Origin of the sequence: Pseudomonas aestuarii (assembly GCF_027988105.1) — a bacterium.
GTDB classification, from domain to species: domain Bacteria; phylum Pseudomonadota; class Gammaproteobacteria; order Pseudomonadales; family Pseudomonadaceae; genus Aquipseudomonas; species Aquipseudomonas aestuarii.
The window spans coordinates 24,626-38,143 of sequence record NZ_JAQJZJ010000016.1; the positions used below are offsets into that span (position 1 = coordinate 24,626).

Below are 13,518 nucleotides of genomic sequence, written 5' to 3' on the forward strand. Positions count from 1 at the left end.
GGCGCGGATTCTACCCAAGCCTTGCGCGAAACGGCAGCAACCACGACAACCGGGAGTAGCGCCGCTGGTGTTGTTCTGGTAAGTTCGCCCGCTTGCAGCCGCAGGGCCGAGCATTTCCGGCAATGGATAACATCCTGCGCAGTGGATTAGAGAGAGTGAGAGGCGGTCATCCATGCCCACCAAAGCAAAAGCAAAAGCAAAAAGCAGCCAACTGATTCGTGGCTTCGAACCCTATAAAGAAGTAAAGGGCGAGGAGTACATGGGTGATCCTATGCGCGCCCACTTCACCGGCATCCTCAACAAGTGGAAGCTAGAGTTGATGCAGGAAGTCGACCGTACCGTGCACCACATGCAGGACGAGGCGGCCAACTTCCCCGATCCAGCCGACCGCGCTAGCCAGGAAGAAGAATTCAGCCTGGAACTGCGTGCTCGTGACCGTGAGCGCAAGCTGATCAAGAAGATCGACGAAACGCTGCAACTGATCGACGACAACGATTACGGCTGGTGCGACTCATGCGGCGTCGAGATCGGCATCCGCCGTCTGGAAGCCCGCCCCACCGCCACCTTGTGCATCGATTGCAAGACCCTGGCGGAAATCAAGGAAAAACAGGTCGGTTCCTGACCTGACCCACGGGGCGCTTCGGCGCCCCGTGTTGCTTCTGCTTCTCTGCGCTATCCCCACCGACCCTGCGCGGCAACGCCCGGGCGGCTTCTCCTGTCCCCGCATATGCCTCTATAGTCGCCCGTATGAACGTTCCCGCTTATATCGGTCGCTTTGCCCCTACTCCCAGTGGTTACCTGCACTTCGGCTCATTGGTCGCGGCGCTGGCGTCCTACCTCGACGCGCGTTCGGTGGGCGGTCGCTGGCTGCTACGCATGGAAGACCTCGACCCGCCGCGTGAAGTACCCGGCGCCCAGGACGCAATCCTCAGAACCCTGGAGAGCTACGGCCTGCAATGGGACGGTGAACTGGTGCGGCAAAGCCAGCGGCATGCCGAGTACCAGGCGCTGGTCGAGCGCTTGCTGCACCAGGGCCTGGCCTATGCCTGCACCTGCTCGCGCAAGCAGCTGCAGGGCTACCACGGCATCTACCCCGGCACCTGCCGCGACGCCGGGCATGCGCCACACAACGCCGCGATTCGCCTGCGCGTGCCAGAGTTGAGCTACGGTTTTATCGACCGGGTGCAGGGCGAGTACCACCAGCACCTGGGGCGCGAGATCGGCGACTTCGTCATCCGCCGGCGTGACGGCTTCTACGCCTACCAACTGGCGGTGGTGCTCGACGATGCCTGGCAAGGCGTCACCGACGTGGTGCGCGGCGCCGACCTGCTCGACTCCACCCCGCGCCAGCTGTACCTGCAGGAGTTGCTCGGCCTGGCCCAACCGCGCTACCTGCACGTGCCGCTGATCATCCAGCCGGACGGCCACAAACTGGGCAAGTCCTACCGCTCGCCACCGCTGCCCACCGACCAGGCCGCGCCGCTGCTGGTTCGCGCGCTACGCGCCCTGGGCCAAGCGCTCCCCGGCGAACTGGAGCAGGCCCGCCCGGCCGAACTGCTGGCCTGGGCGGTCAGCCACTGGGACGTCGGCCGCATCCCGCACAGCCGCACCCTGGCCGAGGCGCAACTGCGCTGAACTGGCGGGCCATAGATCCTATATTCATGTGCACTCCTCACCGAGCGTAGCAGCGGAGCATGCCCCGATGCTTTTTGCGGGCGCGCGCTATCGCGACCCTGGAACTGGTTGCCCCCACCGCTCCGACGAAATGCCCGAGAGCCATAGCGCGGCTAGCGTCCAGGCTATTTTTCGCTACGTCGAAACGACGCATTGCCCTTATCCTTGCGCCCACTATCCAACCGCCCTACAGGACCGCACCGATGAAAGCCCAGCTCGAAGAATTGATTGGCAAGATAAGCTCGGGCTGCATGCTGGCCGAAGACGTCGCACGCATCGCCGACGAGGCGGCCCAGGCCTACGCCGACCCGCAGGCCTTCCTCGCCGCCAACCCGGACATCAACTACGACGACAGCTTCCCGATCCCGCTCGGCGAATGGGTAGTGGTCGGCAGCCTGCCGGATACCGTGCTGTTCCAGGCCGACAGTTACGACCAGTTGTTCCAGCAGATCGTCGAGTCCTTCGGCCAGCAAGTCAGCTTCGTGCTCAAGCCCAAACAGCTGGTCAAGGTCGAGCCGCTCAAGGCGCTAAACCGCATCCAGGTGCAACTCGGCAGCCTGTCGCCGGAAACCGGCGGCTATGTACTGGTGGACTTCAGCGAGCCGCTGGATGAGCAACTGCAAGCCGTGCTGGTTTACCGCAGCGACCTCGAGCGAGTGCTGGAGCTGGCCGTGGCAATCGGCATCTACGCCGCACCGGCCTATGAATCGATGAAAGCCGCGCAGTCCGAGTAGGCTGAGCCGCTCGCGTCATCGCCACGCAAACGGCCCGTAGGGAACTCATCCGCGCTGGCCTGATCCAATGACTGTCGATGAACACCTCACTCGCCCCCCCCCATATGCCGCTATATGTGAGGAATGCGAGGGTCTTGAGCAGCAGCCGGACGTTTTTCACTACCGCTCACGCCTGCAACCGCCATTACCGTGCATTAATGGCGGGTCGATTCCCCACAACACGCTGAATGTGTGCCGAGCTTGCTCAGACACGCCGAAGTTCGCCCTGCTCGTTCGTCTGAGGATCGCATCTTGAAAACCACAACCCTGCTTACCTGCGCTATCACCCTGGCTATTCAGGCAGCGGCCGTACCCTTCGCCTTCGCTGGCGCCGAACCACTCAGCACCGAGGTCAGCGTCGCTGCGTCGCCGCTCACCGCCGAGTTCGCCAACGACGCCAACCTGCGCGGCGAGGTCGGCCCGAAGCAGCACAACGTCGCCGTGCTGCGCGCGCAGATCCTGCTCGACCGTGCGCGCTTCTTTCCGGGTGAAATCGACGCCAGTTTCGGCTCAAACACCCGTATCGCCATCAGCGGCTTCCAGAAAAACAACGGCCTGCCCGTCAGCGGCGTCATGGACGAAGCCACCTGGGTTGCACTCAACGCCGACGTCGAACCAGTACTGGTGACCTATACCATCACCGACGCCGATGCCGCCGGGCCCTTCCAGCAGATCCCTGCCGACATGATGGACAAGGCCGCGCTGGAAACCCTGGGTTATCGCAACCTGACCGAAGCGCTCGGCGAGCGGTTTCACGCCAGCCCCGCGCTGCTGGCACAACTGAATCCGGGCAAGGATCTGAGTCGCGCCGGCGAGGCCATCGTCGTCCCCAACCTCGCCGACGCCGCGCCCCTGCCCAAGGCGGCACGGGTGGTCGTCGACAAGTCCGACTCGACCGTCACCCTCTTCGATGCCGCGGATGCCATCATCGCGCAATTCCCCGCGTCCACCGGTAGCGGTCGCGACCCGCTGCCGCTCGGTGACTGGACGATCCTCGGCGTGGCCAGAGATCCGGTGTTCAAATACAACCCCGGGCTGTTCTGGGACGCCAACCCCGCGCACGCCAAGGCGACCATCCCGGCCGGCCCGAACAATCCCGTCGGCGTCGCCTGGGTCGCCTTGTCCAAGCCGCATTACGGTATCCATGGCACACCGGAGCCGTCGAAGATCGGCAAGACCCAATCGCACGGCTGCATCCGCCTCACCAACTGGAACGTCACGGCGATGGGCCATGCCGTATCGCCTGGGCTCCCCGCCCTCCTGCAAGAGTAACCAGACGCCGCCATGAAGAGCATGCTGATTTTCGCCGCAGGCGCCCTGGCCGGCGCCGCAGGCCTGTTCTATGTCCTGCAGAACGACTTGGCCACCCCTGCCGTGGCAGTGATCACCCAGCCCAGCCCTGGCGAATACGTGCCGTCTGCGCCGGCAGCCGTGGCGCCCACCACGCAGGAGCCCGATGTCACGCTGGTCGCACCGGCGATGGCTCAGGTTGCGAGTGCCATAAGCACCAGCGCCGAGACGATGCCCATCGAGATGCCACTAGCGCCGACCACCGAGCCCCCGGCCGACAGCCCTATTGCGCAGCAGCCGAGCACGCTACGCCCGGCAATCGAGGAGGCCCGCGTGCAGAGCATGCCCGCTGAATCCTTGCAGGTGCATCCCGGCGCGCTGCTGATTCCCGTGACCGGCATAGTCTCGGCGCAACTGAGCGACACCTTCAACGACAAGCGCGGCACCGACCGCATCCATGAAGCGCTCGACATCATGGCACCGCTGAAGACCCCGGTAGTCGCGGTCGACGACGGCAAAGTGGTGAAACTCTTCACCAGCGTGCCCGGCGGCCTCACCGTCTACCAATATGATGCCAGCGGCACCTTCGCCTACTACTACGCGCACCTGGACAGCTACGCCGCCGACCTGGTGGAGGGCCAGGAACTCAAGCGCGGCGACCTGCTCGGCTACGTCGGTGCCACCGGCAACGCCAACCCGCTTGCACCGCACCTGCATTTCGCCATTTTCGAACTGGGGCCCGAGAAGCAGTGGTGGAAAGGCACGGCGATCAACCCCTACCCCTTGTTCATACGGCCATAGCCCGTATGTTGATCAGCCTAGGCTGATCCGGCGACGAAACCAGACTCAAGCCGCGTCGGCCTGCTAGCGCAGCCAGAGGAAACCCCAATGCCCTATGACGAAGGTCTTGCACAACGGCTGCGAGAGTCACTGCAAGAGCACCGCGGGATCGTCGAGAAGAAGATGTTTGGCGGCCTGGCCTTCCTGTCCCAGGGCTATATGTTCGTTGGCATTCTCGGGGATGAACTCATGGCCCGGGTAGGCCCCGTGGACTATGCACAGGCACTGTCCCTGCCCCATGTGCGCGAAATGGACTTCACCGGCAAAGCCATGAAAGGCTATGTCTTTGTCGAGCCCCCCGGTTTCGCAGACGATGCGGACCTCGCGGCCTGGGTGGCCAGGTGTCATCGGTTTGTCCAGTCGCTGCCGCCCAAGCCGCCGAAGTAAGCGCCGGATCGACCCATCCAACCCGGTGCAGGCAGGCAAGCCGCCGTTGACGGCTACACTTGTTCTCGCGTTGCCACGCTCGATCAGACGTACCCTTGCGCCAAGCCCCGCCGAAGCAAAACCCGAGGCGTCGCGGCGACGAGCTTGATCGTCAGGCGGCTAGTGCAGAGAAAACCGGCATGTCCACTTGTAGCATCAGCGGCAGCGACGGTACCCCACTCCACCTCGTCGAAACCGTTGCACCGCTTTGCCGAACGTCTGTAGCCCGCGGCACTAAAGTCTGCCGATTACAAGCACCGCCGTCCACAGCCCCTGGACAAGAGCGTCAGCCTTCCCCGGATTCCATGCGCGGATGAGACGGGTCCCGGCGCCAGCCGGCGGTTTCCACCTCCAGCATGAGCAATACCATTTCCGTTAACTCGTCCTCGGACCGCTGCCCGGCGTAGAGGTCATTCAGCGCCTTGGCGAAGGGAATGCGCAGGTCCTGGTTTTCCTCCCCGACGCTATTGCCGTCTTGCATCAACTCGCCGATGACGCGCATGACAGCCGCTTGCCACCGCGCGGTGGTCCTCGGACCATCGGCGGTGATGGCAAGCAGCTTATCCTTCGCGAGCTGGCGAAGGGCTCGTTCCCGCAACGGCCTAAGCGGCCTTGGATTGCGAGTGATCTTTGACATACCGGACGATATCCAGCGTTTCCTGGCGGAACTGCTCGTAATCGATCTGCTGGGCGTTGATAAAGGTGCTGCCCATCATGGTCACCGCCCCCATCAAGCTGGCTTCGGCAATCTCCTCCTCGCTCGCGCCAAACAAGCGCGCGGCTTCGGTATGGAACAGGGTGCAATACCTGCAACGGGTCGCACCGGACACTGCCAGACCAATCAATTCCTTGTACTTATTGGGAATCTTGGTCTCCGCCAGCCAGAAGTCCCGGGCCACGCCCCAGAATCCGCTCGCACCACCTTCCGGCATCTGCTTGATCCACTCGGGTACCCGACCTAGGGTCTGTTCAATTTCCCGGTAGGTATCTTGAATGGCCATTTGTCACCTCCTTCTCCCGTTGGAGAGATTTGCTTCAGAGGTGTAATAATTATAGTTCGCTGTTATCCCTGCACGACCAGGCGGCCAGCCAGCAATGGCAACTGACGAGTAACCCCTTAATAAACAACAAGATAGCCTTATATTTTCTGGGCGCAACGAACCTCCGTTAAGCCCCTGCAGTTATCGAAGGCAGGCACCGAAACCACCTGCACGCTGGCATTGCAGTGCGCAAAACGCGATGGCGCATAAGCCGCCCAGCCAGGCCTGCGGCGGTTGTGCTAGAGGCTCCCGTGCAACGCCTTCTCGAACAGCCGACTGTACTCGCTCGCGCTAAAGGCTATCGGATTGGTCCCCGCCGAGGGGTCGACTGCGGCCATTTGCCCGACCTGTTCGATGCGTTTGTCGTCGATGCCGATCTGCGCCAGGCTGTGGGGGATGCCGACTTCGTTGCGCAGGTGCAGCACCCAGTCGAGTACGCCGATAAAGCCTAGCCGGGGCAGGTTGAGGTAGCGCGCGAGGCGTTCCATTTGTGGCTCGATGCTAGCGCGGTTGGCTTGCAGCACGTAGGGCATCAACACCGCGTTGAGCAGGCCGTGGTGGGCGTCATACAGCGCGCCGAGGGGATGGGCCAGGGCATGCATGGCGCCGAGGCCGCGCTGGAAGGCGGTGGCGCCCATGGTCGAGGCCACCAGCATCTGCAGGCGGGCCTCGACATCGCTGCCCTTGGCCACCGCGCGCGGCAGGTACTGCTGGACCAGGCGCATGCCTTCGAGGGCGATGCCTTCGGCCATGGGGTGGAACAGCGGCGAGCAGTAAGCCTCGAGGCTGTGCGACAGCGCGTCCATGCCGGTGGCGGCGGTGATCTTCGGCGGCAGACCGATGCTCAGTTGCGGGTCGAGGATGACCAGGGCCGGGAGCATCCTGGGGTGGAAGATGATGCGTTTGATGTGTTCGGCCTCGTCGGTGATCACCGACGCACGACCGACTTCCGAGCCGGTGCCGGCGGTGGTCGGCACTGCCACCAGCGGCGCCATGCCGGTGACGTCGACGCGGTTGCAGTTATCGCCAATGTCCTCGAAATCCCACAGCGGGCGGCTCTGGCCGACCATCAGGGCGATGGCCTTGCCGGCATCCAGTGCCGAGCCGCCACCGAAGGCAATTACACCGTCGTGGCCGCCGGCCTTGAACGCGGTGACACCGTCAGTCACGTTCTGCCCGGTGGGATTGCTCTTGATCGCGGTAAACAGCCCGGCCTTGAGGCCGTCGTCGCGGCATTGCAGCAGGGCGTGATCGATCATCGACAGGGCGGCCAGGCCGGGGTCGGTGACCAGCAGCGGCGCGCTCATGCCGAGGCTGCGGCAGGCTTGCGGCAGTTCGGTGATGCGCCCGGCGCCGACGTGGATCGAGGTCGGGTAATTCCAGTTCATGCGGTATTGATTCAGGTCCATGGGACGCCTCATAACTGGGTCTTGAAGTGGAAGGATTTCGGTCGGGTCAGGTGCTCGTAACCGATGGTCGACAGACTGCAGCCGCGCCCGGAGTGCTTCACCCCGGTCCAGGCCAGGGCCGGGTCGAGGTAGTCGCAGCGATTGAGGAACACGGTGCCGGCCTCGACCCGCTCGGCCAGGGCTAGGGCGGTCTCGACGTCGCGGCTGAAGATGGCGGCGCTGAGGCCGAACTCGCTGTCGTTCATCAGCGCCAGCGCCTCCTCGTCATCCTTGACCTTCTGGATGCCGACCACCGGGCCGAAGGACTCCTCGGTCATCACCCGCATGCCGTGATAGACGTCGGTCAGCACCTGCGGCGCCAGGTAGGCCGAGCCGGGGCGATCGAGGGCAAAGCCGGCCGGGTCGATATGGGCAAGCGCGCCCTGGGCCACGGCCTCGTTGATCTGCCGCCGGACGAAATCTGCCGCCTCGGCGCGCACCAGCGGCCCTAGGGTGGTTTCCGGGTCGTCGGAGCGGCCCAGTTTGTAATGCCTGACCAGTGCCACCGCCTGTTCGACGAAGGCGTCGTACAGCGACTCGTGCACGTAGATGCGCTCGATACCGCAGCAGGATTGCCCGGAGTTGAAGAAGGCGCCGTCGATCGTGGTTGCCACCGCATGCGCCAGGTCGGCATCGGCACGCACGTAGGCCGGATCCTTGCCGCCCAGTTCCAGGCCGACACTGATGAAGCGCCCCGCCGCCGCGCGCTCGACCATGGCCCCGCCCGGCACCGAGCCGGTGAAGGAGACATGCTGGATCGCCGGTGCCTGGATCAGCTGCTCGGTATCGGCGTGGCTCAGGTGCAGGTACTGGAAGACCCCCTCCGGCAGGCCGACTTCGCTGAAGGCCTCGACCATGCGCTCGGCGCACAGTGGGGTCTGCGCCGAGTGCTTGAGCAGCACCGCATTGCCGGCCAGCAGCGCCGGCATTACCGCGTTCACCGCCGTCAGGTAGGGATAGTTCCAGGGTGCGATGACCAGGGCCACGCCGAGCGGTTCGCGGCGGATGAAGCGGGTGAAGCCGGGCTGATCGGGCAACTGGATATCGGCCAGGGCGCTCTCGGCGATATCGGCCATGTAGCTGGCGCGCTCGACGAAGCCGCGGATCTCGCCCGCGGCATAGCGGATCGGTCGGCCCATCATCCAGCACAGTTCCTCGGCGAGTTGCTCCTCCCTGGCGGCGAAGGCGGCGATGGCCAGGCGGCCGATGGCCACCCGCTCGACCAGCGGGGTCTGCTGCCAGCCCTTCTGCGCCAATGCGGCCGTGGCCAGGGCCGCCTGGATTTCGCTGCCCGTTGCCAGCTCGCGCTCGACATACATCGAGCCGTCGATGGGGGATATGCATTGCAGCTTGCTCATTACCACACTCCAGAACGGATCACCCGGGCATGCACCCAGCGCCACCAGGGCGGCGGATGCAGCCCGGTGATTCAGATGATTTCAAAGTAGCGATCCAGCTCCCAATCGCTGACATGCCGACGGTATTCACGTTCCTCCCATTCGCGGCTGGCGGCGAAATGCTCGACGAACGGATCGCCGAACAACTCGCGGGCCGCGGTGGAGGCTTTCAGACGCTGCGCCGCATCCCACAGGGTGCGCGGCAGGGCCAGCTCCGGCGGATGCTGCTGGGCGTAGGCATTGCCAACCACCGGGTCGCTCGGTTGCCACTGCTGCATCACCCCGTACAGGCCGGAGCCGATGGCCACGGCGAGGGTCAGGTAGGGATTGCCATCCGCCGCGCCGAGGCGATATTCCTGACGTTGCGACTTGTCGCTACCGGGAATCACCCGCAGCGCCGCGGTGCGGTTCTCCACCCCCCAGGTAGCGTCGGTCGGCGCCCAGAAACCGGGAATCATCCGCCGATAGCTGTTCAGGGTGGGCGCCACCATGCACAGGAACTCCGGCATCAGGCGCTGCTGGCCGGCCAGGAACTGACGCTGAACCAGGCTCATGTTGTGCGCCTGGCTGGGGTCATGGAAGGCCGACTTGCCGCTGGCGCGATCGCGCAGGGACACGTGGATATGCCCGCTCTGCCCCGGGTACTTGCCCGACCACTTGGCCATGAAGGTAGCCATCAGGCCGTTGCGCTGGGCCAGCACCTTCATGAACGTCTTGAACAGCGCGCCCTTGTCTCCTGCGGCTTCGGCATGGTCATAGGCGATGGCCGCTTCCAGCACGCCGGGGCCGGTTTCGGTGTGCAGGCCTTCGATGGGGAAGTCCATCTGCTCGGCCATTTCGAGAATTTCGTGGTACAGCTCGGCATGCACCGAGTTGCGGATCATCGAGTAGCCGAACCAGTCCGGGGTGAAGGGCTTGAGGTTGCGATAACCCTTTTCCCGCGCCGACTCCGGGGTCTCATCGAACATGAAGAATTCGTATTCCAGCGCCGCGAAGGGATCGAAACCCATAGACTGACAACGTTCGATCACCCTGCGCAGGGTGGCGCGGGGGCAGACCTGCTCGGCGGCCTCGGCGAACTCGCAGATAAACAGCAGCATGCCATTCTCGAAGGGAATGTCGCGGCAGGTATGCGGCAAAACGCGCACTGGAGCGTCCGGGTAGCCGGTGTGCCAGCCGGTGTAGCTGGCGTTGTCGTAGAGCTGATCCTTGACGTCCCAGCCGAGCACCACGTCGCAGAAGGCGAAACCTGAGTCCAGTGCGGAAAAGAACTTGCTGCGGCTCAGGTACTTGCCGCGCATCACGCCGTCGTTATCGAACACCCCGACCTTGATGTGACTGAGACCGCGCTCCTCGACGATGCGCCTGGCGTCCTCGCTGGTTTTTACATCCCGCGGATTGAGCATATGCACCCCTTGGTCTTGTTATTGCCGACCTCCACTGTCGGCTGGTTGGGTCCGAGCATCCTGGCCTGCGCCAGCGATGCCGCCCCGTAACGCATCACGCCCGCACCCTCGTCGGCAGGGGTGCGGGCGCAATGGCCTGTGGCTCAGTAGCGATAGGGCGGGCCGGCCTTGGCCATCAGCGCGTTGTACTTCTTGAAGATCTCCACCACCTTGGCGCTGCGCGGACTGCTCTTGGCGATCTCGTCCCAGAACTTGTGTGCCTCGGCCTCGACCGTGGCCCACTCGGCGTCGGGGATGGTGGTCAGCTCAAGCTTGCCGCCTTCGACCCGCAATTGCGCCTCGCCGCCCCAGTACCAGTGCTGGCGGTAGTAGTGGGAGCTGTCCATGCACAGTTTGAACAGGGTCTTGAGGTGCTCGGGGACTTCGGCCCACTTCTCCGAGTTGGCGAAATAGGAGCCGATCCAGGCCCCGGAGATGTTGTTGGTGAGGAAGTACTTGGTCACGTTGGCCCAACCGACGGTGTAGTCCTCGGTGATGCCCGACCAGGTGATGCCGTCCAGCTCGCCGGTCTGCACCGCCACCTCGACATCTTCCCAGGGCAGGGTCACCGGGATCACGCCGAAACGGGAGAGGAATTTACCGGCGGTGGGGAAGGTAAAGATGCGTTTGCCCTTGAGGTCGGCCAGGCTTCTGATCGGCTCGACGGTGGCGAAATGGCACGGGTCCCAGGCACCGGCACCGAGCCAGGTGACGCCCTCAACCTCACCGTAGGCCTCCTCCCAGATCTGCCGCAGGCCGTACTTCTCGAACAGCACCGGCACGTCCAGGCTGTAGCGGGTGGCGAACGGAAAGTAGCCACCGAATACCGAAACATCCACCGGCGCGGCGATCGAATCGTCGTCGCTCTGCACCGCATCGATGGTGCCGCGCTGCATGGCGCGGAACAGTTCGCCAGTGGGCACCAGTTGGTCGGCGTAGTAGAGCTGGATCTCCATCTGGCCGTTGGCCGCCTGGTTGAAGGCATCGATGGACGGTTTGATCACATGCTCGCCGAGGGCCGGGCCGGCATAGGTTTGCAGGCGCCAGGTGATCTTCTTCGGCTCGTCGGCATAGATGTGCGCCGACCCCAGAGCGGTGGCCCCCACCGCGCCAGTGGTGACCGCGGCGGTCTTGAGGAAACTGCGTCTCGTACTCATGCGGTTATCTCCAATAGTGTCGATTCAGATGTCATGCATCCGCATAGCACCACTGCGACCCGGCTAGGTCGGTGCAGCGTTTCAGGTGGGCAACTTGATCCTCATGGGTGGCTGTACCGGGGTGGTTCGTCGTAACACTCCAATCGTTATTTACTGCCGTTCCTGAATTCGTGGGTTCAACGTGCGTAGTGCCACTGCGGCAGCCACAGCGCCAGTTGCGGAAACGCCATCACCAGTATCAATGCCAGGATCATCACCAGCACGAAGGGCGTGACCGAGACGTAGATGTCCCTCAAGGTCACTTCCGGCGGAGCCATGGCGCGCATGAGGAACAGGTTGTAGCCAAAGGGCGGGGTCATATAGGCGATCTGGCAGGTGATGGTGTAAAGCACGCCATACCAGATCAGGTCGAAGCCCAGGGCGCCGACCAACGGCACATAGAGCGGCGCAACGATCACCAGCATGGCGGTGTCATCGAGAAACATGCCCATGATGATGAACGACAACTGCATCATGATCAGCACCTGCCATGGACCCAGGCCAAGGCGGTCGATAAAGAACCCCTCGATGGCCTTCACCGCGCCAAGGCCATCGAATACCGCGCCGAAGCACAGGGCGGCGAGGATGATCCACATGAACATGCAGGTGATGCCGAGGGTCTTGCGCAGGGTTTCCTCCATCACCTGGGCGGTCAGCCTGCGCTTGACCAGGGCGGCCAGAGTGGCCGCCGCCGCGCCCACCGCCGAGCTCTCGACCAGACTGGTGATGCCCATCAGGAACAAGCCGGTCATCGAGAAGAAGATAAACAGCGGTGCGATGCCGGCCTTGAGCAAGCGCACTTTCTCGCCCCAGCTGATCTGCTGGCGCTCCTCTTCGGGCAGGGCGGGCCCCAACGCCGGGTTCAGACGACAACGAATGACGATATACAGCACGAACATGCTCGCCATCATCAGCCCGGGAAAGACCCCGGCCAGCCACAGTTGGCCCACCGGCTGACGGGCGATCATGCCGTACAGCACCAGCACCACGCTGGGCGGGATGAGGATGCCCAGCGAACTGCCGGCCTGGATCACCCCGGTGACCATGATCTTGTCGTACCCGCGGCGCAGCAACTCGGGCAAGGCGATACTGGCACCGATGGCCATGCCGGCCACGCTCAGCCCGTTCATCGCCGAGATCGCCACCATTAGGGCGATGGTGCCAATGGCCAGACCACCGTGCAACGGCCCCATCCAGACGTGGAACATGCGATAGAGGTCATCGGCCAGCCCGGACTCGGAGAGCATGTAGCCCATGAACACGAACATCGGCAGGGTCAGCAGCGGGTACCACTTCATCAACTTCATAGCGGCGCTGAAGGCCACTTCGGCACCACCGTCGCCCCACAGCAGCAGGGCGGCGGCGACCGCGACGAAACCAATGGCACCGAACACCCGCTTGCCGGTGAGCAGCAGCAGCATCATCGTGGAGAACATCAACAGCGCGATGAGTTCGTAACTCATTAAAGCGTCTCCCCGCGGGCCGCGGCGAGATCCCTGAAGAAGGTCGCGATAGACTGCAGCAGCATCATTGCCACACCGAAGGTCATGATGATCTTGATCGGCGCCATATACGGCGACCAGGCCGAGTAGCTGGTTTCGCCGTACTGGAGGGCATAGGCCGTGGAGGAGATTCCGCCATAGAGCAGGAACACCAGATAGAAAATCAGGAAACCAATGGTGATGGCATCCATCATCGCGGCGGTGCGCGGCGACCAACGGCTATAGAACAGGTCCATGCGCACATGGGCATCGAGCTGCATGGAGTAGCCACCGCCCAGGAGGAAGTAGGCGACCATCAGGAACTGCGCGACTTCCAGGGTCCAGATCGCCGGATCGGCGAAGGTCTTGCTGACCGAGGAATACAGTAGCACTGCCAGCATGGCGAAAATCAGGTACATGGCGAAGCGGCCGATGACCCGATTCATCGCGTCCACCGCTCGCACGAACCCCCGTATGGCCTTAGGCATGCCACCTACCCGCAAAAGAT

14 protein-coding genes are annotated in these 13,518 nt (G+C 63.6%); 6 read left to right on the top strand and 8 right to left on the bottom strand.

Annotated elements, in window-relative coordinates:
* Positions 1-172 precede the first annotated feature (172 nt).
* From dksA to PH586_RS22540, 6 genes are all read left to right on the top strand, one after another.
* Complete coding sequence (dksA, locus tag PH586_RS22515; protein WP_238042354.1) at positions 173-622, top strand: RNA polymerase-binding protein DksA; 450 nt, start codon at positions 173-175, stop codon at positions 620-622.
* A 125-nt stretch (positions 623-747) separates the two neighbouring features.
* A complete protein-coding gene (gluQRS, locus tag PH586_RS22520) occupies positions 748-1,635 on the top strand; it encodes a tRNA glutamyl-Q(34) synthetase GluQRS (RefSeq protein WP_271350049.1) in 888 nt (295 codons plus the stop codon).
* A 242-nt stretch (positions 1,636-1,877) separates the two neighbouring features.
* Positions 1,878-2,408, top strand: a complete 531-nt coding sequence (locus PH586_RS22525; protein WP_271350050.1) for a hypothetical protein — start codon at positions 1,878-1,880, stop codon at positions 2,406-2,408.
* 291 nt (positions 2,409-2,699) lie between these two features.
* Complete coding sequence (locus PH586_RS22530) at positions 2,700-3,719, top strand: L,D-transpeptidase family protein (protein WP_271350051.1); 1,020 nt, start codon at positions 2,700-2,702, stop codon at positions 3,717-3,719.
* A gap of 12 nt (positions 3,720-3,731) precedes the next feature.
* Positions 3,732-4,538, top strand: a complete 807-nt coding sequence (locus PH586_RS22535; protein ID WP_271350052.1) for a M23 family metallopeptidase — start codon at positions 3,732-3,734, stop codon at positions 4,536-4,538.
* Between the two features lie 87 nt (positions 4,539-4,625).
* A complete protein-coding gene (locus PH586_RS22540) occupies positions 4,626-4,964 on the top strand; it encodes a TfoX/Sxy family protein (protein ID WP_271350053.1) in 339 nt (112 codons plus the stop codon).
* 325 nt (positions 4,965-5,289) lie between these two features.
* On the opposite strand, the gene PH586_RS22545 is transcribed toward PH586_RS22540, so the two are convergent.
* The 8 genes from PH586_RS22545 to PH586_RS22580 form a co-directional block, all read right to left on the bottom strand.
* Positions 5,290-5,640 (bottom strand): hypothetical protein, encoded by a 351-nt coding sequence (locus tag PH586_RS22545; RefSeq protein ID WP_271350054.1) that lies wholly within the window; start codon positions 5,638-5,640, stop codon positions 5,290-5,292.
* On the bottom strand, positions 5,606-6,004 hold the full coding sequence (locus tag PH586_RS22550) for a carboxymuconolactone decarboxylase family protein (protein ID WP_271350055.1): 399 nt from the start codon (positions 6,002-6,004) through the stop codon (positions 5,606-5,608). The genes PH586_RS22545 and PH586_RS22550 overlap by 35 nt, the downstream gene beginning before the upstream one ends.
* A gap of 278 nt (positions 6,005-6,282) precedes the next feature.
* Positions 6,283-7,452, bottom strand: a complete 1,170-nt coding sequence (locus PH586_RS22555) for an iron-containing alcohol dehydrogenase (protein ID WP_271350056.1) — start codon at positions 7,450-7,452, stop codon at positions 6,283-6,285.
* Between the two features lie 8 nt (positions 7,453-7,460).
* Positions 7,461-8,849, bottom strand: a complete 1,389-nt coding sequence (locus PH586_RS22560) for an aldehyde dehydrogenase family protein (protein ID WP_271350057.1) — start codon at positions 8,847-8,849, stop codon at positions 7,461-7,463.
* A 71-nt stretch (positions 8,850-8,920) separates the two neighbouring features.
* The gene (locus tag PH586_RS22565; protein ID WP_271350058.1) at positions 8,921-10,294 is read right to left on the bottom strand and encodes a glutamine synthetase family protein; all 1,374 of its coding nucleotides are present in this window, start codon (positions 10,292-10,294) and stop codon (positions 8,921-8,923) included.
* 143 nt (positions 10,295-10,437) lie between these two features.
* Positions 10,438-11,490: a TRAP transporter substrate-binding protein DctP gene (gene dctP / locus PH586_RS22570; RefSeq protein ID WP_271350059.1), complete on the bottom strand. Its 1,053-nt coding sequence runs from the start codon at positions 11,488-11,490 to the stop codon at positions 10,438-10,440.
* Between the two features lie 176 nt (positions 11,491-11,666).
* On the bottom strand, positions 11,667-12,992 hold the full coding sequence (locus PH586_RS22575) for a TRAP transporter large permease (RefSeq protein ID WP_271350060.1): 1,326 nt from the start codon (positions 12,990-12,992) through the stop codon (positions 11,667-11,669).
* Entirely contained in the window at positions 12,992-13,498 is a 507-nt protein-coding gene (locus PH586_RS22580; RefSeq protein ID WP_271350061.1) for a TRAP transporter small permease subunit, read from the bottom strand. The genes PH586_RS22575 and PH586_RS22580 overlap by 1 nt, the downstream gene beginning before the upstream one ends.
* Between the last annotated feature and the right edge of the window lie 20 nt (positions 13,499-13,518).

Excerpts from the sequence above, each read along its gene's own strand:
- dksA (WP_238042354.1), top strand. The coding sequence starts at position 173 with ATGCCCACCAAAGCAAAAGCAAAAGCAAAAAGCAGCCAACTGATTCGT.
- gluQRS (WP_271350049.1), top strand. The coding sequence starts at position 748 with ATGAACGTTCCCGCTTATATCGGTCGCTTTGCCCCTACTCCCAGTGGT.
- PH586_RS22525 (WP_271350050.1), top strand. The coding sequence starts at position 1,878 with ATGAAAGCCCAGCTCGAAGAATTGATTGGCAAGATAAGCTCGGGCTGC.
- PH586_RS22535 (WP_271350052.1), top strand. The coding sequence starts at position 3,732 with ATGAAGAGCATGCTGATTTTCGCCGCAGGCGCCCTGGCCGGCGCCGCA.
- PH586_RS22540 (WP_271350053.1), top strand. The coding sequence starts at position 4,626 with ATGCCCTATGACGAAGGTCTTGCACAACGGCTGCGAGAGTCACTGCAA.
- PH586_RS22545 (WP_271350054.1), bottom strand. The coding sequence starts at position 5,640 with ATGTCAAAGATCACTCGCAATCCAAGGCCGCTTAGGCCGTTGCGGGAA.
- PH586_RS22550 (WP_271350055.1), bottom strand. The coding sequence starts at position 6,004 with ATGGCCATTCAAGATACCTACCGGGAAATTGAACAGACCCTAGGTCGG.
- PH586_RS22555 (WP_271350056.1), bottom strand. The coding sequence starts at position 7,452 with ATGGACCTGAATCAATACCGCATGAACTGGAATTACCCGACCTCGATC.
- PH586_RS22560 (WP_271350057.1), bottom strand. The coding sequence starts at position 8,849 with ATGAGCAAGCTGCAATGCATATCCCCCATCGACGGCTCGATGTATGTC.
- PH586_RS22565 (WP_271350058.1), bottom strand. The coding sequence starts at position 10,294 with ATGCTCAATCCGCGGGATGTAAAAACCAGCGAGGACGCCAGGCGCATC.
- dctP (WP_271350059.1), bottom strand. The coding sequence starts at position 11,490 with ATGAGTACGAGACGCAGTTTCCTCAAGACCGCCGCGGTCACCACTGGC.
- PH586_RS22575 (WP_271350060.1), bottom strand. The coding sequence starts at position 12,992 with ATGAGTTACGAACTCATCGCGCTGTTGATGTTCTCCACGATGATGCTG.
- PH586_RS22580 (WP_271350061.1), bottom strand. The coding sequence starts at position 13,498 with ATGCCTAAGGCCATACGGGGGTTCGTGCGAGCGGTGGACGCGATGAAT.